The sequence below is a fragment of the Larkinella sp. C7 genome (genome assembly GCF_006149005.1).
GTDB lineage: Bacteria > Bacteroidota > Bacteroidia > Cytophagales > Spirosomataceae > Larkinella.
In genome coordinates, this window is record NZ_VBSL01000020.1 from 1 (window position 1) to 21,244 (window position 21,244).

At 52.2% G+C, this 21,244-nt stretch carries 21 protein-coding genes and 1 pseudogene; 5 read left to right on the top strand and 17 right to left on the bottom strand.

Going from position 1 to position 21,244, the window contains the following annotated elements; genetic code table 11:
• The 16 genes and pseudogenes from FH871_RS28430 to ilvD form a co-directional block, all read right to left on the bottom strand.
• Positions 1 to 221: hypothetical protein (locus FH871_RS28430; RefSeq protein ID WP_138994813.1), on the bottom strand; the 221-nt coding region annotated here is incomplete at its 3' end.
• A 20-nt stretch (positions 222 to 241) separates the two neighbouring features.
• On the bottom strand, positions 242 to 1,099 hold the full coding sequence (gene prmA, locus FH871_RS28435; RefSeq protein ID WP_138994814.1) for a 50S ribosomal protein L11 methyltransferase: 858 nt from the start codon (positions 1,097 to 1,099) through the stop codon (positions 242 to 244).
• Between the two features lie 64 nt (positions 1,100 to 1,163).
• A complete protein-coding gene (locus FH871_RS28440) occupies positions 1,164 to 2,303 on the bottom strand; it encodes a 2-isopropylmalate synthase (RefSeq protein ID WP_138994815.1) in 1,140 nt (379 codons plus the stop codon).
• A gap of 40 nt (positions 2,304 to 2,343) precedes the next feature.
• The gene (gene leuB / locus FH871_RS28445) at positions 2,344 to 3,414 is read right to left on the bottom strand and encodes a 3-isopropylmalate dehydrogenase (protein WP_138994816.1); all 1,071 of its coding nucleotides are present in this window, start codon (positions 3,412 to 3,414) and stop codon (positions 2,344 to 2,346) included.
• 4 nt (positions 3,415 to 3,418) lie between these two features.
• Positions 3,419 to 4,018 (bottom strand): 3-isopropylmalate dehydratase small subunit, encoded by a 600-nt coding sequence (gene leuD, locus FH871_RS28450; protein ID WP_138994817.1) that lies wholly within the window; start codon positions 4,016 to 4,018, stop codon positions 3,419 to 3,421.
• Between the two features lie 12 nt (positions 4,019 to 4,030).
• On the bottom strand, positions 4,031 to 4,321 hold the full coding sequence (locus tag FH871_RS28455; RefSeq protein WP_171062988.1) for a DUF86 domain-containing protein: 291 nt from the start codon (positions 4,319 to 4,321) through the stop codon (positions 4,031 to 4,033).
• A 15-nt stretch (positions 4,322 to 4,336) separates the two neighbouring features.
• The gene (locus FH871_RS28460) at positions 4,337 to 4,615 is read right to left on the bottom strand and encodes a nucleotidyltransferase family protein (RefSeq protein ID WP_138994819.1); all 279 of its coding nucleotides are present in this window, start codon (positions 4,613 to 4,615) and stop codon (positions 4,337 to 4,339) included.
• A gap of 4 nt (positions 4,616 to 4,619) precedes the next feature.
• Positions 4,620 to 6,023, bottom strand: coding sequence for a 3-isopropylmalate dehydratase large subunit (leuC, locus tag FH871_RS28465; protein WP_138994820.1), 1,404 nt, complete (start codon positions 6,021 to 6,023; stop codon positions 4,620 to 4,622).
• A 41-nt stretch (positions 6,024 to 6,064) separates the two neighbouring features.
• A pseudogene (locus FH871_RS34225) lies at positions 6,065 to 6,385 on the bottom strand (DUF86 domain-containing protein).
• Positions 6,357 to 6,668: a nucleotidyltransferase family protein gene (locus tag FH871_RS28480; RefSeq protein WP_138994822.1), complete on the bottom strand. Its 312-nt coding sequence runs from the start codon at positions 6,666 to 6,668 to the stop codon at positions 6,357 to 6,359. The pseudogene FH871_RS34225 and the gene FH871_RS28480 overlap by 29 nt, the downstream one beginning before the upstream one ends.
• A gap of 5 nt (positions 6,669 to 6,673) precedes the next feature.
• Entirely contained in the window at positions 6,674 to 7,942 is a 1,269-nt protein-coding gene (ilvA, locus tag FH871_RS28485) for a threonine ammonia-lyase IlvA (protein WP_138994823.1), read from the bottom strand.
• 159 nt (positions 7,943 to 8,101) lie between these two features.
• Positions 8,102 to 9,145 carry a ketol-acid reductoisomerase gene (gene ilvC / locus FH871_RS28490; RefSeq protein ID WP_138994824.1) on the bottom strand — a complete coding sequence of 348 codons (1,044 nt, stop codon included), beginning with the start codon at positions 9,143 to 9,145 and terminating at the stop codon, positions 8,102 to 8,104.
• Between the two features lie 40 nt (positions 9,146 to 9,185).
• The gene (locus FH871_RS28495) at positions 9,186 to 10,328 is read right to left on the bottom strand and encodes a hypothetical protein (RefSeq protein ID WP_138994825.1); all 1,143 of its coding nucleotides are present in this window, start codon (positions 10,326 to 10,328) and stop codon (positions 9,186 to 9,188) included.
• Between the two features lie 35 nt (positions 10,329 to 10,363).
• Entirely contained in the window at positions 10,364 to 10,897 is a 534-nt protein-coding gene (ilvN, locus tag FH871_RS28500; protein ID WP_114407724.1) for an acetolactate synthase small subunit, read from the bottom strand.
• A gap of 22 nt (positions 10,898 to 10,919) precedes the next feature.
• The gene (ilvB, locus tag FH871_RS28505; protein WP_138994826.1) at positions 10,920 to 12,680 is read right to left on the bottom strand and encodes a biosynthetic-type acetolactate synthase large subunit; all 1,761 of its coding nucleotides are present in this window, start codon (positions 12,678 to 12,680) and stop codon (positions 10,920 to 10,922) included.
• 59 nt (positions 12,681 to 12,739) lie between these two features.
• Positions 12,740 to 14,446, bottom strand: coding sequence for a dihydroxy-acid dehydratase (gene ilvD / locus FH871_RS28510; protein WP_138994827.1), 1,707 nt, complete (start codon positions 14,444 to 14,446; stop codon positions 12,740 to 12,742).
• 166 nt (positions 14,447 to 14,612) lie between these two features.
• Between ilvD and murQ the strand changes: the two genes are divergently transcribed.
• Complete coding sequence (gene murQ / locus FH871_RS28515) at positions 14,613 to 15,413, top strand: N-acetylmuramic acid 6-phosphate etherase (protein WP_138994828.1); 801 nt, start codon at positions 14,613 to 14,615, stop codon at positions 15,411 to 15,413.
• Complete coding sequence (locus FH871_RS28520; protein ID WP_138994829.1) at positions 15,410 to 16,429, top strand: zinc-binding dehydrogenase; 1,020 nt, start codon at positions 15,410 to 15,412, stop codon at positions 16,427 to 16,429. The genes murQ and FH871_RS28520 overlap by 4 nt, the downstream gene beginning before the upstream one ends.
• An 8-nt stretch (positions 16,430 to 16,437) precedes the next feature.
• On the opposite strand, the gene FH871_RS28525 is transcribed toward FH871_RS28520, so the two are convergent.
• Positions 16,438 to 17,451 (bottom strand): LacI family DNA-binding transcriptional regulator, encoded by a 1,014-nt coding sequence (locus tag FH871_RS28525; RefSeq protein WP_138994830.1) that lies wholly within the window; start codon positions 17,449 to 17,451, stop codon positions 16,438 to 16,440.
• A 109-nt stretch (positions 17,452 to 17,560) separates the two neighbouring features.
• Between FH871_RS28525 and FH871_RS28530 the strand changes: the two genes are divergently transcribed.
• The 3 genes from FH871_RS28530 to FH871_RS28540 all read left to right on the top strand — a co-directional run bounded on the left by FH871_RS28530 (position 17,561) and on the right by FH871_RS28540 (position 21,168).
• Positions 17,561 to 18,958: a Gfo/Idh/MocA family protein gene (locus FH871_RS28530; protein ID WP_138994831.1), complete on the top strand. Its 1,398-nt coding sequence runs from the start codon at positions 17,561 to 17,563 to the stop codon at positions 18,956 to 18,958.
• 72 nt (positions 18,959 to 19,030) lie between these two features.
• Complete coding sequence (locus FH871_RS28535) at positions 19,031 to 19,786, top strand: glucosamine-6-phosphate deaminase (RefSeq protein WP_138994832.1); 756 nt, start codon at positions 19,031 to 19,033, stop codon at positions 19,784 to 19,786.
• A gap of 245 nt (positions 19,787 to 20,031) precedes the next feature.
• Positions 20,032 to 21,168: an 8-amino-7-oxononanoate synthase gene (locus tag FH871_RS28540; RefSeq protein WP_138994833.1), complete on the top strand. Its 1,137-nt coding sequence runs from the start codon at positions 20,032 to 20,034 to the stop codon at positions 21,166 to 21,168.
• Positions 21,169 to 21,244 lie beyond the last annotated feature (76 nt).

Here is a 21,244-nt window from a genome sequence, read left to right on the forward strand (position 1 = left end):
GCGATTACGCGCTCTTTCTGCGGAGCCGACAGCCGGTTTTCGGTGAATAGCGTTTCGAGATTTTTTTCGGCCTTTTGGGAATAGGCTCCCCCCGCATTCATCAATTTCTGTAAATCCGTCAGAAACTGCTCGGGGTTGTCCGACAGTTTAAATGTTTGCGCCGTTGCCGCCGTTGCCAGCAGGAGAAATATCGATAAAATGCTGTATACCTGTCTCATCATTCCCGTACGGCACCCGGAACCTAAACGGGATCGACCGCCGGTCCGTGGGTACTTTTGATAAATCGTAGTGAAACCCACTTATTTTGGGACAATTGTCCGATTTTCGTCAGCCCTTCGGCCAACCCTTTTTCCTCGATATCCCGTGCGTCCTGTTCGTAAAAACCGCTCACCAGCAACGTACTCTCCGGTTTCATCAGCCGGACATACACCGGTATATCCTCCAACAGCACATTCCGGTTGATATTGGCCAGCACGAGATCGAACCGTTCCGCCGGATTGACGTCATGAATTGTACCCTGAAAAACGTCGATTTGCGAGCAACCGTTCAGTTCGGCATTTTCGCGGGCGTTTTCAATGGCCCACTCTTCAATGTCAAACGCGATCACCCGTTCGGCCCCCTGCAAAGCCGCCAGAATCGCCAGAATGCCGGTGCCGGAGCCAACGTCCAGCACGGTTTGTCCGGCCGCATCGACGCTCAACTGGTGTTCGAGCATCATGGCCGTCGTCTCGTGGTGGCCGGTTCCAAACGACATTTTCGGATTGATGACAATGTCGTACTGAAAACCGGCATCCGGTTCGTGAAAAGACGCCCGAACGCGAATCCGATCCTGCACGTCGATGGGCTGGTAATTCCGTTCCCACTCTTCGTTCCAGTTCTTCTTTTCTAACGAATTGATCTGATAGGCTATTGCGGTTTGATTGGCGTATTTATCGATAACCGACTGGACCGCAGTTTCATCAAAATCGGATTCGGAAATGTAGGCGCTTAGTCCTTCATCGGTTTCAACGAAGGATTCGAAGCCCAATGCGCCCAGTTCGGCCATGAGAATGTCGGTATAATCGGCAGAAAGCGTTACTTGTAGTTCGGTATAGTTCATACGGTAAAGAAAATAAAAAAGGACAAGCTTCCTGCCTGTCCTTTCTAATCAATGTAATTTCTTATTAGCGAACCAGTTCCATCAAATCCTTATCGTTCACCTCTTTGCGGACATCGGCCATGTCGAGGAAACGCGTGTAGATGGTGTCCAAAGTCGGTTTGTCATACCGGAAACCCAGCAATTCCAGCCGGTGTTTCAGGGCGTGGCGACCGCTGCGGGCCGTCAGCACGATCGACGATTCGGGAACGCCGACATCGTGCGGATTCATGATTTCGTAGTTTTCGGAGTGTTTCAGAAAACCGTCCTGATGAATGCCCGACGAGTGGGCGAAGGCGTTACGGCCTACAATGGCTTTGTTGGCCTGTACTGGCATATTCATCATTTCCGATACGAGCTGGCTCACCGGGAACAACCGCTTGGCGTTGATATTGGTCTCAAAACCCAGCTCTTTGTGCACCTGCAACGCCATTACAACTTCCTCCAGCGAGGTGTTTCCGGCGCGTTCGCCGATGCCGTTGATGGTTACTTCCACCTGGCGCGCGCCCTGTTGAATACCGGCCAGCGTGTTAGCCGTGGCCAGACCGAGGTCGTTGTGGCAATGGATGGAAATAATGGCTTTGTGCACGTTCGAAACGTGTTCGTATATATACTTGATCTTATTTCCGTATTCATCCGGCAGACAATAACCGGTCGTATCCGGGATGTTCACCACCGTCGCTCCGGCGTTGATGACGGCTTCGGTGAGTCGGGCCAGGAACGCAAGGTCAGCCCGACCGGCGTCTTCGGCGTAGAACTCCACATCTTCCACATACGTCCGGGCGTGTTTGACAGCCGCAATGGCCTGCTCCACAATCTGATCGCGTGTGCTGTTGAATTTATTCCGGATGTGAATATCTGACGAACCGATACCGGTGTGAATCCGCTTGCGTTTGGCATACTTCAGTGCTTCGCCGGCGGCATCGATATCTTCTTTTTTGGCCCGTGAAAGTGCGCAGATGACCGGTTCGGTAACCGCTTTCGAGATTTCAACAATGGACCGAAAATCGCCCGGGCTCGAAACCGGAAATCCCGCTTCAATAATATCGACGCCGAGACGCTCCAGTTCTTTCGCCACCACGATTTTTTCTTCGGTAGATAATTGGCTACCCGGCACTTGCTCGCCGTCGCGCAGGGTGGTGTCGAAAATATAAATCCGTTGGCTCATGGTTAATAAGAGTAAATTGGGATAGAGTGTTCTCGCTGAATCAAAGTTTGGAAAGTAATTGCTTTCCCATGGCTTCCGTACCTAAAATCAGGTCGGCTGGCGTGTTGGAATCCGCAATGTCGCGGGTCCGGAAACCGGCTTTCAATACCTGATCGACGGCATCGACAACGGCTTCGGCTTCGGCTTTCATACCAAACGAAATCTCCAGCATCAGAGCCGCCGACAACACCGACGCCAGCGGATTGGCAAGGCCTTTGCCCGTAATGTCGTGGGCCGAACCGTGGATGGGTTCATACAAACCCGTCGTGTCACCGATAGAAGCCGACGCCAGCATCCCCATGGAACCGGCGATCTGCGACGCTTCATCCGTCAGAATATCCCCGAACAGGTTGCCCGTTACGACCACATCGAACCGGCGCGGGTCTTTGATGAGCAACATCGCAGCGGCATCGATAAACTGGTGTTCCACTTCGACTTCCGGATACCGTTTGGCCACTTCCTGCACCACTTCGCGCCACAGTCGGGACGATTCCAGGACGTTGGCTTTATCGACCGAGCAGAGTTTTTTCCGGCGCGTCATGGCGGCATCAAACGCTTTAACAGCAATGCGTTCCACTTCGTAACGGCTGTAGATCATCAGGTCATATGCGGTGTCTCCGTCGTCTTTCCGTCCTTTTTCGCCGAAATACACATCGCCCGTCAGTTCCCGAAAAAACAGAATATCAGCCCCTTGCAGAAACTCCGGTTTGATGCTCGATGCCTGCAACAGTTCATCAAATAGCTTGATGGGCCGCAGGTTGGCATACAAACCAAGTGCTTTCCGGATGCCCAGCAAGCCCTGTTCGGGCCGGACTTTCGCCGACGGATCATTGTCGTATTTCGGGTGGCCGACCGCACCAAACAAAATGGCGTCCGACTGCTTCGACTTGGTGATGGTTTCTTCGGGAAGCGGATTGCCCGTGGCTTCAATGGCTGCGTGGCCAATCAGCGCTTCGTCGTACGTGAATTCGTGGCCGAACTTCTCCGCAATGCGATCCAGAACCTGTTTCCCAACGGTGGTTACTTCCTGACCAATGCCGTCGCCGGCGATGACTACAATGTGTTTTTTCACTCAATCAAAAATTTGTGTGCGCCAGATCGAATTTTTTAACTTCTGAACTCAAACTCAACAGGTAATCGATGTCGTCGTAGCCGTTCATCAAACACTGTTTCTTATAGGCATTGATGGCAAATGATTCTTTCAAACCGTTTTCCAGCACGATCTCCTGGTTCACCAGATCAACGGTAATTTGCGTTTGCGAATCGGCTTCGATGGCTTTGAAAATTTCGGCCAGAAATTCATCCGAAACCTGAGCGGGCAACACGAAATTATTCAGCGCATTATTTCGGAAAATATCGGCGAAAAAGCTGGAGATGACTACTTTAAAACCATAGTCATGAATTGCCCAGGCGGCATGTTCGCGGCTGGAACCCATGCCGAAGTTTTTACCCGCAACGAGGATTTTAGCACCGGCGTAGATTGGATTGTTCAGCACGAAATCGGCTTTGGGCGTATTGTCGGTCGTATACCGCCAGTCGCGGAACAGGTTATCGCCAAAGCCTTCGCGCGTGGTGGCTTTCAGGAACCGCGCCGGGATGATCTGATCCGTATCGATGTTCTCAATCGGCAGGGGAGCCGCCGTCGAGACGAGTTTATGCATGGTTTCTTTGCTCATTCTGAATTTCTGTTAACTTTTCCAACAAGGCTGGCAAAAAGCTTTAACCGTATTGTAAACTGTTGAAGCTGATATCCCAAAGTGTTCGTGGGCCAACTTGTTCCGCATAGCCCGCATCAATTTCCATTCAACCTCTGGATACTTAGCCTTTAATGGGTCCGACAAACGAATGGTTGCTTCTCCAATTATTTCAAAACGCCGGTAAACAGCATCCTGTATCAATGTACTTTGATTAAAATCGAGTTCCGTTACTGCCCTCACATAGTCAAAAATAATATTGATACTTTCAATTATGTCCTGCAAGTGTATCATCCCGATTCATATCAAATCGACCTTTCTTGCCAATACCTGATCGCGAATAGAAGGTTTAATAGCCTTATATTCAACAATATCGATTGGTTTATGCGTCAGGTTAGATAGCTCTTCTTCAAATCGCAAAATATCAAACAACGTTATTCCTTCAGCTTCAATCAAAAGATCGACATCACTTTCGCCGGTCTCTTCGCCACGGGCATAGGATCCAAAGACGGATGCTTTGCGGACATTCTTGCCCAACAGATACGTCTGAATCGTTTGAAAAAGCGTTTGGCTTTGCATTGTGTTACACCAGTTCTCTCACATCCGTCACTTTCCCGGTCACCGCTGCGGCAGCCGCCATGATCGGGCTGGCCAAAAATGTCCGCGCGCCTTGCCCCTGCCGGCCTTCAAAGTTACGATTGGAGGTCGAAATGCAGTATTTGCCCGCCGGAACTTTGTCTTCGTTCATCCCCAGACAGGCCGAACAACCCGGTTCGCGAAGTTCAAAACCGGCGTCGATAAATACCCGATCCAACCCTTCGGCTTTGGCCTGGTTCGACACCTGCACCGAACCCGGCACAATCCAGACTTCGACACCCTCGGCTTTGGTCTTGCCTTTCACAAACTCAGCCACCGTCCGCAAATCTTCGATCCGGGCGTTGGTACAAGAACCGATGAAGACGTAATCGACCGGTTTTCCGATCAGTTCCATACCCGGTTCCAGGCCCATATACGCCAGTGATTTCGTATAGGATGCCAGCTCGCTCTGCGGTATTTCGCTCAGATTCGGAACGTGACTATCCACGGCAATGCCCATTCCGGGGTTGGTTCCGTAAGTAATCATCGGGCCGATGTCTTCGGCTCTGTAGTTCAACTCCATATCAAATTCCGCACCGTCGTCGGTTTTCAATTCCCGCCAGCGTTCAACGGCCTGGTCGAACGCTTCGCCCTGGGGCGCAAACCGCCGGCCGCGAATGTATTCGAACGTCGTTTCGTCGGGAGCAATCAGTCCACCGCGCGCCCCCATTTCGATGCTCATGTTGCAAATCGTCATCCGGGCTTCCATCGACAAACCGCGAATCGTATCCCCCGCGTATTCAACGAAATAACCGGTGGCCCCGCTGGCCGATATTTGCGCAATGACGTACAGGATGATGTCTTTCGACGTTACGCCTTTACCCAATTGCCCGTTGATGTTGATCCGCATCCGCTTCGGCTTGTATTGCAGAATACACTGCGTGGCCAGAACCTGCTCGACTTCGCTCGTTCCGATCCCGAACGCCACATTGCCCAACGCACCGTGGGTGCTGGTGTGGCTGTCGCCACAGACGATGGTCATGCCCGGCAGGGTCAAGCCCAATTCGGGACCGATGATATGAACGATGCCCTGAAACGGGTGTCCCAGATCGTATAATTCTATGCCAAAATCGGTACAATTTTTCCGCAACGTTTCCACCTGATGGCGCGAAAGGGCTTCTTTGATGGGTAGATGCTGGTCTTTCGTCGGTACGTTGTGGTCTGCCGTAGCCGTCGTCCGCGCAATGTTGAAAACCCCGATGCCGCGCTTCCGCAACCCATCGAAAGCCTGCGGGCTGGTGACTTCGTGAATAAAATGTCGATCGATAAAAACTGCATCCGGTCCGTCGTTCATTGCCTTGACGACGTGGGCGTCCCAAATTTTATCAAACAGTGTTGTGGGCTGATTCATAGCTATAGTAAGTCCTTTTCAAGCTCAATAATTAGATCAATCTATACTTTGGCAACCGGGACATCATCTGTAGCAGCATCCCAAACCAATTGGTAGTCGATTCCCCAATATTGATATATTAACACGTCACGTAATCCTGCAAAACCTTTCCAATCAAGTTCATTCTAGCGGTATCGTATTTCGTCAGGAACTCGTTTGCTGGCTTCGCCAATAATTTCAAGACTTCTTACAATGGCTTTGTTTAAACGAACATCGGTAACGAAATCTTCAAAATTTATACCTGAAGTTTCGTCAATTATATATTGTAATTCCTGCTGAATATGCCGGATAAATTCAATCGTTGAGGGCATATTCAATCTCATTTCTAACTTCTTTTTTAACAAAAGGAGCCATTGTTTCCCAAGTAACTAACTGTACGTAGCGGTTCAGCAATTTTTCTAGGTAGTAGGCCAGATGAACATAGTTTTTGTATTTCTTTCGTCCTTCCAGAAATTCAACTACGAAATCAATGTCACTATCTTCCCGCTGTTGATTACGTACGAACGATCCGAACAAGCCGAGTCTAGCAGCCCCAAATTGCCTGATTGCAGCCTTATGAGACTGAATCAAAGCAAAAACCTGTTCTTTATTCTGTACTGCGTCCATACTACTCAAATCAAAAACTCAAACAAATCCGGCTTGTCGTTCAAATACTCAAACTGGATTTTGGCTTCGCGCATGCGTTCCAGCAAGGCCGCAAAATCCGCTTTGTGTTTTAGCTCGATACCGACCAGTGCCGGCCCCCGTTCGCGGTTGGTTTTCTTGGAATATTCAAACAACGTAATGTCGTCGGTTTCACCCAGCACATTACTCAGGAATTCGCGCATCGCCCCGGCCCGTTGCGGAAACCGGATGATGAAATAATGCTTCAGTCCCTCGTACAGCAGCGAACGTTCCTTGATTTCTTCCGTCCGGGTAATGTCGTTATTTCCTCCACTAATCAGGCAAACGACGTTTTTACCCCTAATTTCATCCTTCAGGAAATCCAGCGCGGCAATCGTCAACGCTCCGGCGGGTTCGGCCACAATGGCATCTTCGTTGTAAAGTTGCAAAATCGTGGTGCAAACTTTGCCTTCCGGTATCAGAATAACCTGATCGAGGTTTTGACGGCATATTTCAAAGGTCGTGTTACCAGGACGTTTGACGGCTGCTCCATCGACAAATTTGTCAATTTCGTCCAGGGCGACGATATGCCCGGCGTCAATCGATACTTTCATGGAGGGCGCTCCCAGCGGCTCGACGCCAATCAGTTTCGTTCTCGGACTCAATTGCCGAAAAACCGTTGATACGCCGGACGCCAGTCCGCCCCCGCCAATAGCCATCAGCAGGTAGTCGATTTTGAAATTGGAATCCTTGAAAATCTCCAGACCAACGGTTCCCTGCCCTTCCATGACCTGCAGATCGTCGAATGGATGCACGAAAATGCTCTCGTGCGTATCGACGTATTCCATCGCTGCATGGTAGGCATCGTCGTAGGTGTCACCAATCAACACCACCTCTACAAACTCTTTTCCAAACAGCTTGACCTGTTTGACTTTCTGATTGGGCGTGGTGGTCGGCATGAAAATAATCCCCTTGACGGCCATCTTGCGACAGGCATACGCCAGCCCCTGCGCGTGATTACCGGCACTGGCGCAAACCACGCCTTTTGCCAGGGCATCGGCGGGCAGACTGGCCATTTTGTTGTACGCTCCCCGAATCTTATAAGACCGTACGACCTGCAAATCTTCCCGTTTCAGGAAAATGGTAGCCCCGTATTTATCGGACAGATTCAGATTTTCCTGCAAAGGCGTGTGTGCGATGACACCCCGCAACCGCTCAGCCGCCAGATAGATGTTGTCTACGTCCGGAAAGGTGATTGTTTTCTCCGCTTCTACCACGTTACCATAAGTTAAGACCGGTTTTCCGGTAATTTAAGAGTTTGGGTCGGGCCGCCTTTTTGCGGTTTGAAACCAGGTCGTAAAGGTACGCAACAAAGGGAGAATACTTCCCCTGCATTTCAACCGCAAGAAAATAGCCCGGCCCCAAAATCCTTAAATTTAGTTTCTCTCCGGACGCAGACTGCGAACGGCCGTACCAGCACGCCACATTTCCGACTCGCGCAATTCTTTCAGTTCTTCTTCCAGCTTTTCGCGGTAATCAGACTGCGAGTTGCGGGTGATCGAGATGTTCGCCTGCTCACCCGCTTTCACGGAATTGTACAGTTGTTCAAAAACCGGCTTGGTAGCATCCCGGAACGGTTTCCACCAGTCGAGCGCACCGCGTTGGGCTGTGGTCGAGCAGTTGGCATACATCCAGTCCATACCGTTTTCGGCAACGAGTGGCATCAGCGACTGCGTCAGTTCTTCCACCGTTTCATTGAACGCTTCGGATGGTGAGTGGCCATTGGCGCGCAATACGTCGTACTGAGCGGCAAAAATCCCCTGAATAGCGCCCATCAGTGTCCCGCGTTCGCCGGTTAAATCAGACGTTACTTCTTTATAGAAATTCGTTTCGAACAGGTAACCGGAACCCACGCCAATGCCCATGGCGATGGCCCGTTGGCGGGCTTTGCCGCTGGCATCCTGGTAAATGGCGAAACTGGAGTTCAAGCCTTTGCCTTCAACGAACATCCGGCGCAGCGACGTTCCGGAGCCTTTCGGTGCCACCAGGAATACATCGACATCATCGGGAGGAACAATACCGGTTTGGTCTTTGTAGGTGACGCCGAAACCGTGTGAGAAATACAGGGCTTTGCCGGCAGTCAGGTATTTTTTAACAGTCGGCCAAAGCTCAATCTGAGCGGCATCCGATAGCAAAAAGCAGATAATAGTCCCTTTTTCGAGGGCTTCTTCGATTTCAAACAAGGTTTCGCCCGGCACCCAGCCATCACGAACGGCTTTGTCGTAGGTTTTACCTTTCCGTTGGCCAACGATTACATTGAAACCATTGTCGCGCATGTTCAGCGACTGACCCGGACCCTGAACACCGTAACCGATGACGGCGATGACTTCGTCTTTGAGGAATTCTCTGGCTTTTTCAAGAGGAAATTCTTCGCGGGTTACGACTTCTTCTTCAACTCCGCCGAAGTTAATTTTTGCCATTGCTTGACTGGTTTATTTTAAATTAAAATTGATTACTGCTTTATGGAAAACTAATTGAATACATCAGCGAAATTACGGCACTGCTCAGCAACACCACCCGCAACTGACTGCGCGTCAGATACCGGTCCAGAATGGCCAGCGCGAAAAAGAACGCCATGAAGCCAAACGACAGCGACCGCGTTCCGTCGGCCACCAAAACCGCTACGACCATCGTCAGTAGCCAGGCTCCTCCGAGCAACACCAGTTCCAGCCACTGCCGCCGAACGGCCAACGCCCAGAACGCCACCAGCAAAACGAGCCACATGCCTTCCAGCCCCCGCGCCATTTTGTCGCCCACGTAACTCATGCTCCAGGCCAGCGTGCGGGCCGACCAGGACGCATCATGGCCGATTTTCATGCCGTAGGTCAGTTCCAGCCATTTGCGAATACTGCCGTAGATGACCACACTTACCACCAGCGCCACCAGTGGCGCCGGAACCTGCCGAATGTCAAACTTCCGGGTTTGAACCACGGTTTTCAGAATCGGCAAGGCATACCACAAACCGATGTACGACGAGTTGATCAACGCCCGTTCGTCGCACCAGAACGCTAGCTGCGTGAACAAAATGACCAGCAGCGGATTCCGGAAATACACGGCCAAGGCCATGAAACAGAACACATACCCGTCGCCGTGGCCAAAATAGTTGATAAAAAACGCGATCCCGGCATAAATAGCCGTGAAGCCCGTCAGGAAATAAAACGTCAGGACTTTATCCTGCAAAATTTTATAAACGATTCCGGTTACCGCCCACAGAAAAACCAACCCCAGCACCACCTGCAACAGATACAGCTTGGCAACACCCAGCCGGAAAAAATGCACCAGCAGCGGAATGGTCAGCCGAAAGGTCTGATTCGCTTCGTGCGTTCCCGGTTCATACGTATTGGGCTCGAACAGATGCCCGCTTTGCCGGATGATGTCGTCCCAGAAAAACCCATCCAGCAGCCCCGGACGCCGAATTTCCTCGTATAAATACCGAAAACCACGGTCGATAAAGATGCTGTTCAGCAACAACAGACTACCAATTGAAATCAAAAGAGCCAGGCTTACCAGTCGTAGTTTCCAAAACCGGTTATCGAAAAAAACAGAAAGCCGTTGCTCAAGCTGATAAATTGGTGCCGCTAAAGAGGGTGGTTGCTGCTGCATGAACGTGCGTTAATTCGGCCGCAAATATCGCATTTCTACAAATAATATTCCCACTCATACTCAGGCAAATACTCGACCAGTCCCTTCTCAGTTTTACCAACCGCCACCCGGCCCGACCGCACGAACTCCAGAATACCGTGGGGCTTGATGTAACTGAAAAATTCAAAAATCTGCTTTTCCGAGCCGGTTTTCTCAATCACGACGTAATCCAGTTGCCAATACACCACCCAGGCATTGAAATTCTTGTTGATGTATTCGATGTCGAGTGGTTTGGACCCCAGTGGCGTGGCAATCTTGAAAAGAGCGATTTCGTTCGACACGATTTCGTCGTTCAGGTATCCGAAAACCGCCATTACTTCGATGATTTTCCGAATCTGGCGCACTAATTTTTCAACCGCTTCCCGCGAATCGTGCTTGATAACGATGGTAAAGCGCGAAACGCCCATCCGTTCCGTTTCCGAAACCGTTAGACTTTCGATGTTAATCCGCCGACGGGTAAAAATGATGGTAATCCGGTTGAGCAGACCAATCGTGTTTTCGGTGAATATGCAAATGGTGTATGTATTCATTTTTCATTTAAACTTTAAAACCTCATTCCAGCCGAATATCCGCAACACTCGTCCCGGCGGGAACCATCGGGAATACGTTTTCCTCCTGTTCAACAATGATTTCCAGCAGATATGGTGTTTCGGAGGCCAGCAGCGTATCGAGCGATGCCGACAAATCTTCCCGTTTGGCGCACGTATGCCCCACAATGCCGAAGCCTTTCGCAATTGTGATGAAGTCCGGGTTCTGCAATTCCACGAATGAATACCGGCGTTCGAAAAACAACTGCTGCCACTGACGAACCATTCCTAAATAATTGTTATTCAGGATAATAATCTTCACCGGAAGTTTATTCTGCGCAATCGTACCCAATTCCTGAAGCGTCATCTGGAAACAGCCGTCGCCGATAATGGCAATCACCTCGCGGCTCGGATCGCCCACCTTAGCGCCAAAAGCCGCCGGAAGCGCAAATCCCATCGTTCCCAAACCGCCGGAGGTAACCAGACTGTGCGGTTTTTTGAATTCGTAGTAAGCAGACGTCATCATCTGGTGCTGACCCACGTCGGCCACCATCACGGCTTCGCCATTCGTCTTTTTCGACAGCAGGTTAATGGCTTCCGCCATCTTTATTTTTTCGGTCGTCGGAGCCAGTGCGGGCTGCGTAACCTTCTCCTCTTCAATGTCGTCATACTTCCGAAACTCATTGCGCCAGGCCGTATGGTCATTTTCGTTCACCAGTGGCATCAGGCGGTTCAGCACCTCCTTCACGTCACCAATCACCGGCGCATCGGCCTTGATCACTTTGTCGATTTCCGCCGGATCGATCTCAATATGAACCACTTTGGCCTGCCGGGCAAACAATTCGGCATTGCCCGTTACGCGATCATCGAACCGCATGCCAATGCCAATCAGCAGATCGCACTGGTTGGTCATCACGTTGGAACCGTAGTTGCCGTGCATGCCCAGCCAGCCGGTATACAAGGGATGATCGTCCGAAAGCGCCGACTGACCCAGCAAGGTTGTAGCTACCGGAATGCCGGTTTTTTCAACAAAAGCGAGCAGTTCTTTTTCGGCTTTGGAAATCAGCACCCCGTGCCCAACGAGCATATACGGTTTTTTGGCCTTATTGATCAGTTCGGCGGCTTTTTCGACCTGGTCCTGTTTCGGTATCAAACGCGGGCGATAAGTGCTTACTCGCTCACACTTTTTGTAGTGGAAAGCCTTGGTCATCAGTTCCACCTGCGCATTCTTCGTAATATCGATCACCACCGGCCCCGGACGGCCCGACTGGGCGAGGTAAAAGGCTTTGGCAATAATCTCCGGAATTTCGTCGGCGCTGGTGATCTGGTAATTCCACTTCGTAATCGGCATGGTAACGCCAATGACATCGGTTTCCTGAAACGCGTCGGTCCCTAACAGTTTCATCGCCACCTGACCCACCAGACAAACCATCGGCGTCGAATCGATCAGTGCATCGGCAATCCCGGTTACCAGGTTGGTCGCGCCCGGCCCCGAAGTCACCAGACAAACACCGGCCCGGCCCGTCACCCGGGCGTAGCCTTCGGCGGCATGGGCGGCCCCCTGTTCGTGACGCACCAGAATGTGGTTCAACCGGTCCTGATAATCGTACAGCGCATCGTACACCGGCATGATGGCCCCACCGGGATAGCCGAAGATGGTTTCTACACCCTCTTCCACCAACGCCTGCATGAGTGCTTCGGCACCCGTCAGGGGTTTTAGCAATTTAGCAGACGGAACAGCCGGTTGCGGTTTTTCTGCCGTTAATTCAATGACCGTCGTATTCATCGTATTGTCTGTTTATATTCAGTCGGTTAGCACGACTATTTGTTGATTTCTATTCGTTGTTATTCATCCGTCACACACCCTTCACTCGCCGAACTGACCAGCTTCACGTATTTCCGCAGCACGCCGTGCGAAGCGGCTGCTTCCATCGGCGGAACGGTCCAGTTGGCCCGGCGCTCGGCCAGTTCTTCGTCCGAAACGTGCATGTGAATGACATTATTGACGGCGTCGATCGTGATTTTGTCACCATCCTGCACCAGTGCAATGTTACCGCCGTCCTGCGCTTCGGGCGTAATGTGACCCACCACAAAACCGTGGGTTCCGCCCGAAAACCGTCCGTCGGTAATCAAAGCCACTTTATCGCCCAGGCCCAGACCCATAATGGCCGACGTTGGTTTCAACATTTCGGGCATACCGGGACCACCTTTCGGGCCTTCGTAGCGAATGACCACCACGTGACCTTCTTCAATTTCCCGTTTCTGGATAAACTCCAGCAACTGCTCTTCCCGATCACACACTTTGGCGATGCCTTCAAACCGTTCGCCTTCTTTGCCGGTAATTTTGGCAACGGCGCCCTGCGTGGCCAGGTTGCCGTACAGAATCTGGATGTGACCGGTTTTCTTGATCGGATTGGAGAAAGGCCGAATGATTTGCTGGGTTTCGAAGTTCAGATCCGGGGCGTCTGCCAGATTTTCAGCGATGGTTTTACCCGTCACCGTCATGCAGTCCCCGTGGAGATACCCTGCGTTGTAGAGGTACTTCATCACCGCCGGAACTCCGCCGATTGCCAGTACATCCTCCATGTAGTATTTACCACTCGGTTTCAGATCGCCCAGATACGGCGTCCGGTCGCTGATGTCCTGAATATCTTTCAGCGTCAGCGAAACCCCGACGGATTTGGCAATCGCGATATAATGCAAAACCGCATTGGTCGAACCGCCGAGCGCCATCACCACCGTCATCGCGTTTTCAAACGCCTTTTTGGTCATGATTTCGCGGGGTGTAATGTTCTTTTCCAGCAGGTTCATCATGGCCGCTCCGATTTTGCGGCACTCTTCCTGCTTGCCTTCGTGCGTCGCCGGATAGGATGAACTATTGGGCAGACTCAAACCCAGTGCTTCCATCGACGACGCCATCGTATTGGCGGTATACATGCCTCCGCAGGCTCCTGCGCCGGGAATCGAGTTCTGGATAACGCCTTTGTAATCTTCTTCGCTGATGTTGTTGGCAACTTTTTTTCCGTAGGCTTCAAACGCCGACACAATGTCCAGCTTTTGACCTTTGTAACTGCCCGACCGAATCGTGCCGCCGTAGACCAGAATGGCGGGGCGGTTGATCCGACCGACGGCCATCAGCGCACCGGGCATATTTTTGTCGCAACCGACCACCGCAATCACCCCGTCATACCATTGGGCATGAACCACCGTTTCAATTGAATCGGCAATCAGATCGCGGGAAGGCAGTGAGTAGGACATGCCATCGTTTCCGTTGGTCATGCCGTCGGAAACACCAATCGTATTGAATACCAAACCGACTAAGCCACTTTCGTTGACGCCTTTTTTCACATAAGCCGCCAGACCATTCAAATGAATGTTGCACGGATTGCCATCGTAACCGGCGCTGGCAATGCCGATCTGGGGTTTTTTCATGTCATCTTCCGTCAGGCCGATGCCGTAAAGCATGGCCTGCGCAGCCGGGTTACTGACTTCCTGCGTCAGGGTGGCACTGTACCGGTTCAACTGGGTTTTGTCGGGGGCTATAGTAGTCATAATTTCAATTAGCGAAAATTCGCTGAAAGCGTAATTTGAGTCAAAGGAAAAAAAATGAAATGAAATACGCAAGACTTTTTGACGGATTTTTTAGCATTTTTTTTCACTATGCGTAGATACTATAGAATTGATTGTACTTTTGATAGACATAAAATAGAACTATACAATGATTACCGAAAACGCATCCCACTACGATCACCTGGAGCAAATGTCTGTGCAGACGTTGTTGACCAACATCAACGCTGAAGATAAAACCGTTCCTTTGGCGGTTGAGAAAGCCATTCCGCAAATCGAAGCCCTCGTGACACAGATCGTCAAACGGATGAAAGAAGGCGGGCGGTTGTTCTATATTGGGGCCGGAACGAGCGGCCGACTGGGCATTGTCGACGCGTCGGAGTGTCCACCCACCTACGGGGTTTCGCCCGATCTCGTCGTCGGTCTGATTGCCGGTGGCGACCGTGCCATTCGCAGTGCCGTCGAAAACGCCGAAGACGATGCCGAACAGGCCTGGAAAGATCTGGCACCTTACCACATCGACTCGCTCGACACCCTCATCGGCATTGCCGCATCGGGTCGGACGCCTTACGTGATCGGCGGTTTACAGCAGGCCCGTGAAGCCGGGATTCTGACGGGTTGCGTGGTTTGCAATCCCGGATCAGCCGTCGCCCAAGCCGCCGAATTCCCGGTCGAAGTGGTTGTCGGACCGGAATTTGTGACGGGCAGCACGCGCATGAAATCGGGAACAGCGCAGAAACTGGTGCTCAACATGATTTCGACCTCGGTGATGATTCAGTTGGGCCGGGTGAAAGGCAATAAAATGGTCGACATGCAACTGACGAATCATAAACTGAAAATCCGGGCCGCCAACATGGTGATGAGTGAAACCGGGGTGACGCGGGAACGCGCCGAGGAATTGCTGGCAACCTATGGCAGTGTCCGGAATGCGATTTTGAATTCATCTCTATGAAAGCCATCATTCAAACTACGCTTCACCAACCGGCGCAATACGTTGACATTGAAACGCCCGTTGCCGGCCCCGGCGAAGTGATCGTCCAGATCAAAGCCGCGGCCATCAATCACCGGGACGTGTTTATTCAACACGGTTTGTACCCCAAAATGCAATTGCCGGTTGTTCTGGGTTCCGACGGGGCCGGGATTGTCATTGAAACCGGCCAGGGTGTCGATCCAGCCTGGCAATCGCAGGAAGTCATCATCAATCCCGCCCTGAACTGGGGGTCGAATCCTCATTTTTACGGCCCGGATTTCCGAATTCTGGGCATGCCCGACAACGGGACCTACGCTGAGTACCTGAAAATTGAAGCCCACTACCTGCACCGGAAACCGGCTCATCTCACCTTCGAACAGGCAGCCGCCCTCCCCCTGGCGGGTCTGACCGCCTGGCGCGCTTTGATGACCCGCGCTACCCTGCAACCCAGTCACCCGGAGCGGGTTCTCGTGACCGGCATCGGCGGAGGAGTGGCTTTAACCGCCCTGCAATTCGCCGTGGCTCTTGGTGCGGAAGTTTGGGTAACGTCCGGTTCGGAGGAAAAGCTGCAACGGGCACTGGATTTGGGTGCTACCGGCGGAGTGATTTACCGCGATGCAGAGTGGGCAAAAACGCTGATGGCCAAAACCGGGGGCGGCAAAGGCGGTTATTTCGACGTCATCGTCGACAGTGCCGCCGGGCCGGGGTTCGCCAAACTGGTCGATGTGGCCGCGCCGGGCGGACGGATTGTGTTTTACGGCGGCACAACCGGCAACATCACGGATGTGCCGCCCTCCAAAGTTTTCTTCAAACAACTGAACATCTACGGCACGACAATGGGCACCGACTCCGAATTTGCCGCCATGACCCGGTTTGTCGAAGACAATCAGTTGGTTCCCGTGCTGGATGAGGTGTTTCTCTTGGCGGATGCCGAACAGGCGCTTCGGAAAATGGAAGCGGGCAAGCAATTCGGAAAGCTGGTTTTGCAGGTTTCCTGAACGACGTTTCAGCGCCGGGTCGATTCCCGGACGATCAGCCGGGCTGGTAAGATCACCTCCTGAGCTTCGAAGTTTTTCCGGGTCATGTGTTTCATTAGCAACTCACAACTGAGTTTGCCGATTTCGAAAGCGGGTTCGGCCACGGTGGTCAGGGTTGGGGAGATGATTTGCGACATCGGATCGTTGGTGAATCCAATAACCCCCACCTCTTTCCCAATCTGAACCTTGCGCTCTTTCAACGCCAGCATGGCGCCAATCGCTTTCCGGTCGTTGACCGCAAATAAGGCATCCGGTTTTTCAGCTAAAGTCCATAACCGGGCCACATCCTCAAAACCGCATTCCTGCGAGAAACCGGAGTGAATAACCCAGGCGGACCGAACCGGTAACCCGTTGTTCGTCAACGCGTCTTCATAGCCTTTCCGGCGTTTTAGGGTAAACGTCAATCCAGCGGGACCGGCAAGATGCGCAATCCGCCGATAGCCCTGATCGATCAGATGCTGCGTGGCTTCGTAGGCCCCGTGGTAATCGTCCTGCATCACTTTGGACGTCAAAACCGCATCGGCAACCCGGTCAAAAAACACCACCGGAATTCCATTCCGGATCAATTCTTCAAAATGCGCATATGAATCGGCCTGCGACGATACCGACACCAGCAAACCGTCCAGACTGCTCAGGGAAAGATCCTGAAGAATCGCCTGCTCGCGTTCCGCCGAATCGTTGGTAATAAACACAATCAGGCTATAGCCGTTGGCGTTGGCCACCTGCTCGATCCCGGTAAACACCGTCGAAAAATAATAATTGGTGATGGCGGGCATCAACACACCAATGTGGTGCGACTGGCTTTGCACCAGCCCAATCGCGTTGAAGTTGGGTTTGTAATTCAGTTCCATCGCCTTCGCCAGGACCTTTTCCCGCGTTTTCGGATTGACATCGTACGCGTCCCGCAAAGCGCGCGAAACCGTCGATACCGAAATGGCTAATTCCCGGGCAATGTCCTTGATGGTAATGTAATGGCGTCGCATCAGTGGTTTTCGGTAACGTTCTCGCTACTTTATCCGGCAAATTAATTGATTCCGCCAACGAATTCTACTTACTTCGATTCCTGACTGATTCCGCTAGACCCTGATACCCATGAACAAGAAACGCCGGGATTTTTTAAAACTGACCGGATTGGCCGGTGCCGGACTCACCACGGCCCCATTCAGCTACGGTTTGCCGACCGTAACCCAGGCTCCGCGCCCGCCCAAACAGACGTTTAACATGTGCGGCTACAGCGCTCCCAAAATCGATACGGTTCGGATCGGTTACATTGGCGTTGGCAACCGGGGCGCCGGAGCCTTGCAGCGCATTGTCCATTTGGAGAACGTGGTCGTTCAGGCGGTGTGTGACATTCGTCCGGAACGCGTCGAGCAGGCCCGGAAGTCGCTGGAAAAAACCGCTCACCGCCCCACCTATTACAGTGGGAAAGCCGATAGCTGGAAATCCCTTTGCGACCGGAAGGACATTGACCTGATTTACATCTGCACCCCCTGGAATCTGCACACGCCGATGGCGTTGTATGCCATGGAGCAGGGCAAACACGTGGCCTGTGAAATTCCCATTGCTACGACGGTCGACGACTGTTGGAAACTGGTGGAGACCTCCGAACGAACCAAGCGGCATTGCATGATGCTGGAAAACTGCTGCTATGATTTCTTCGAACTCCTTACGCTGAACATGGCGCGGCAGGGCTTTTTCGGGGAACTGGTTCACGTGGAAGGGGCTTACATTCACGACATTTTCGACTCCTTCTTCGATAAAAGCAAACGCTATGACCTTTGGCGGCTGAAAGAAAACCAGCGCAACGGCAATCTGTATCCGACCCACGGTTTAGGCCCCATTGCGCAGGTGCTCGACATTAACCGGGGTGATCAGATGGATTATCTGGTGGCAATGTCCAGTCAGGATTTTATGATCAGCAAAAAAATCAACGAGTTGTCGGCACAGGATGCTGATTTTAAGCCATTTCAGGGCAAATCATTTCGGGGTAACATGAATACGACCACCATTCGGACCAAAAAAGGCCGGACCATCATGCTGCAGCACGACGTCAGTTCCCCCCGACCCTATTCCCGGCTTCACCTCGTCAGCGGAACGAAAGCCACCGCCCAAAAATATCCTCTGCCGGGCCGGATCTCGACGGGCCACGAGTGGTTGTCGGAAACTGCCTATCAGGAATTGGAAAAGAAATACCAGCCGGAAATCGTCAAACGCGTGGGCGAGCTGGCCAAACAGGTCGGTGGCCACGGCGGCATGGATTTTCTGATGGACTGGCGACTCATCGACTGCCTGCGCAACGGCTTACCGCTCGATCAGGATGTCTACGATGCCGCGCTCTGGAGCAGCATTGGTCCGCTCAGTGAATGGTCGGTCGCCCATCGATCCAACTCCATCGACGTGCCGGATTTCACCGGCGGTTCCTGGAAAACCAATAAACCGGTCGACATCAGCCTGACTACGGGCGGCACCACCGGCATCAAAGGTCTGTAGACCGGAGGTGATTACGCCATTCAAACCGACTTTTCTTAAACCCGAACCCAAAAACCGTATTTCATCGTATTCATGAACATTCTGATTTCAAAAACCAGCGAAGAGCTTGGCACCCTTGCGGGAAAGGAAACCGCTGACCTCATCCGTCAGGCCATTGCCGACCGGGGGCAGGCAAACATCATCCTGGGAACCGGAACCAGCCAGTTCGCAACGCTCGCCCAATTGATTCGGGAAGACATTGACTGGAGCCGCGTGGTGATGTTCCACCTGGATGAGTACATCGATCTGCCGATTTCCCACCCGGCCAGTTTTCGCAAATACCTGCAGGAACGGTTTCTGGCCAAGGTTTCGCCCTTAAAAGCCAGCTATCTGATCGACGGTGAAATCGACCCTCAGGAAGAAATCCGGCATTTGGGGAACTTGATCCGCTTGCATCCCATCGACGTCGCCCTGGTTGGGATTGGCGAAAACGGGCATCTGGCCTTCAACGACCCCCCGGCTGATTTCGAGACGGAAGAACCGTATCTGATCGTCGATCTGGATACGGCCTGTCGGCGTCAGCAGTTCAACGAAGGCTGGTTTCCGTCGCTGGAAGACGTTCCTGCTCAGGCCATTAGCATGTCGGTTCGGCAAATCATGAAATCGCGGCACATTATCTGCTCGGTTCCGGATGCGCGAAAAGCCCAGGCGACCAAAGACACGCTGGAACAACCCATCAGTCCGCTTTTTCCGGCCAGTATTCTACGCTCCCACCCCGCTTGTTCGCTCTATCTGGACGAGCTTTCGGCCAGCTTACTGACGGTAGAAAGTGGTCAAAAAGAAGGCTGAGCAAGACCCGCGCAAGGCGCCCCGGAGGATTTGTTTTGAAGCAAAACCGCTATTTGTACACTCAAACATAAGTCTCTGACAATCAGGTAGTCGGACTCCATCCAATACCCCTTTTCTACAAAAAAGCTAAAACAGAGCGACTTATCCACATTCCCGTGTGGATAAGTCTTGATTTCATCCCATTTGTCCACATTGTTTTTCATCACCAGCTTCCTGATTACCTTTGTGAATAATCTGAGAATAAGGTGATAAGAGCGGATACTGCGGTGCTGGAATTGCTGGAAAAACGTCGGGAAGCCGGGCTGCTCCGGCGTTTGAAAAAGCCCGAAAACTTACTTGATTTTTGCTCCAACGATTACCTCGGACTGGCGCGGTCGGAGAGCTTGCGCGACACCATTGCCCGGGCTGTTACGAGCCACCCGACCTGGCTGAACGGGGCCACCGGTTCGCGCTTACTGGCGGGAAATTCGGCCCTGGCCGAAGAGCTGGAAACCGAAATTGCCGCCTTTCACGACGCCGAAGCCGCGCTGGTTTTCAATTCCGGTTACGACGCCAACATTGGCCTGCTGGCCAGTTTACCCCAACGGGGCGACACCCTGCTGACGGATGAGTTGATTCACGCCAGCATGATCGACGGTGCCCGACTGAGTGTTGCCAATCGCTTTAAATTCCGTCATAACGACCTGGAAGATCTTGAAAACCGCCTGAAACGGGCCACCGGCACGGTTTACGTCGCCATTGAATCGGTGTATTCCATGGACGGTGATCTGGCTCCTTTAACCGACATCGTTGACCTGTGCGAACGCTACGAAGCCGCTTTGATTGTAGATGAGGCCCATGCAACGGGGGTTTTTGGTGCAAAAGGGACTGGGTTGGTGCAGGCACACGGTTTGCAAAACCGGGTCTTTGCCCGGGTTCACACCTTTGGCAAAGCGCTGGGCGTTCATGGAGCGGCTGTGGTTGGATCGACGGCATTACGCGATTTTCTGATTAATTTTGCCCGCTCGTTTGTGTATTCGACGGCTTTGCCCCCACACAGTTTGCTGGCGATTCAGAGCGTTTACCGTTTTTTGCCGCAAAATCAGCCGCTGATTGACCGATTGCAGGTCTTGCGAACCTATTTTCAGCAGCAAATTCGGGAGCGGCTGCCCCACACGGAGTGGACTTCGGTCGAAAGCCCGATTTTAGGGTTGATCGTGCCGGGCAATGACGCGTGCCGGGCCGTGGCTGCGCATCTCCAGCAAGCCGGTTTTGACATCCGGCCCATCGTGAGTCCAACGGTTCCGGCGGGGCGCGAACGGCTGCGGATTTGCCTCCATGCGTTTAATTCGGAGTCAGAAATCGATTCGTTGGTGCAAACGTTAAAATATTTTGGTGAATAGGAACACGGATTGAACGGATGAAACAGATAAAAAACGGATAAAAATCCGCGCCAATCTGTCCCATCCGTTCAATCCG

Excerpts from the sequence above, each read along its gene's own strand:
- ilvC (WP_138994824.1), bottom strand. The coding sequence starts at position 9,145 with ATGGCAAAAATTAACTTCGGCGGAGTTGAAGAAGAAGTCGTAACCCGC.
- ilvD (WP_138994827.1), bottom strand. The coding sequence starts at position 14,446 with ATGACTACTATAGCCCCCGACAAAACCCAGTTGAACCGGTACAGTGCC.
- FH871_RS28525 (WP_138994830.1), bottom strand. The coding sequence starts at position 17,451 with ATGCGACGCCATTACATTACCATCAAGGACATTGCCCGGGAATTAGCC.
- FH871_RS28480 (WP_138994822.1), bottom strand. The coding sequence starts at position 6,668 with ATGGACGCAGTACAGAATAAAGAACAGGTTTTTGCTTTGATTCAGTCT.
- FH871_RS28520 (WP_138994829.1), top strand. The coding sequence starts at position 15,410 with ATGAAAGCCATCATTCAAACTACGCTTCACCAACCGGCGCAATACGTT.
- FH871_RS28495 (WP_138994825.1), bottom strand. The coding sequence starts at position 10,328 with ATGCAGCAGCAACCACCCTCTTTAGCGGCACCAATTTATCAGCTTGAG.
- FH871_RS28460 (WP_138994819.1), bottom strand. The coding sequence starts at position 4,615 with ATGCAAAGCCAAACGCTTTTTCAAACGATTCAGACGTATCTGTTGGGC.
- ilvB (WP_138994826.1), bottom strand. The coding sequence starts at position 12,680 with ATGAATACGACGGTCATTGAATTAACGGCAGAAAAACCGCAACCGGCT.
- murQ (WP_138994828.1), top strand. The coding sequence starts at position 14,613 with ATGATTACCGAAAACGCATCCCACTACGATCACCTGGAGCAAATGTCT.
- FH871_RS28530 (WP_138994831.1), top strand. The coding sequence starts at position 17,561 with ATGAACAAGAAACGCCGGGATTTTTTAAAACTGACCGGATTGGCCGGT.
- ilvN (WP_114407724.1), bottom strand. The coding sequence starts at position 10,897 with ATGAATACATACACCATTTGCATATTCACCGAAAACACGATTGGTCTG.
- FH871_RS28440 (WP_138994815.1), bottom strand. The coding sequence starts at position 2,303 with ATGAGCCAACGGATTTATATTTTCGACACCACCCTGCGCGACGGCGAG.
- FH871_RS28535 (WP_138994832.1), top strand. The coding sequence starts at position 19,031 with ATGAACATTCTGATTTCAAAAACCAGCGAAGAGCTTGGCACCCTTGCG.
- leuD (WP_138994817.1), bottom strand. The coding sequence starts at position 4,018 with ATGAGCAAAGAAACCATGCATAAACTCGTCTCGACGGCGGCTCCCCTG.
- prmA (WP_138994814.1), bottom strand. The coding sequence starts at position 1,099 with ATGAACTATACCGAACTACAAGTAACGCTTTCTGCCGATTATACCGAC.
- leuC (WP_138994820.1), bottom strand. The coding sequence starts at position 6,023 with ATGAATCAGCCCACAACACTGTTTGATAAAATTTGGGACGCCCACGTC.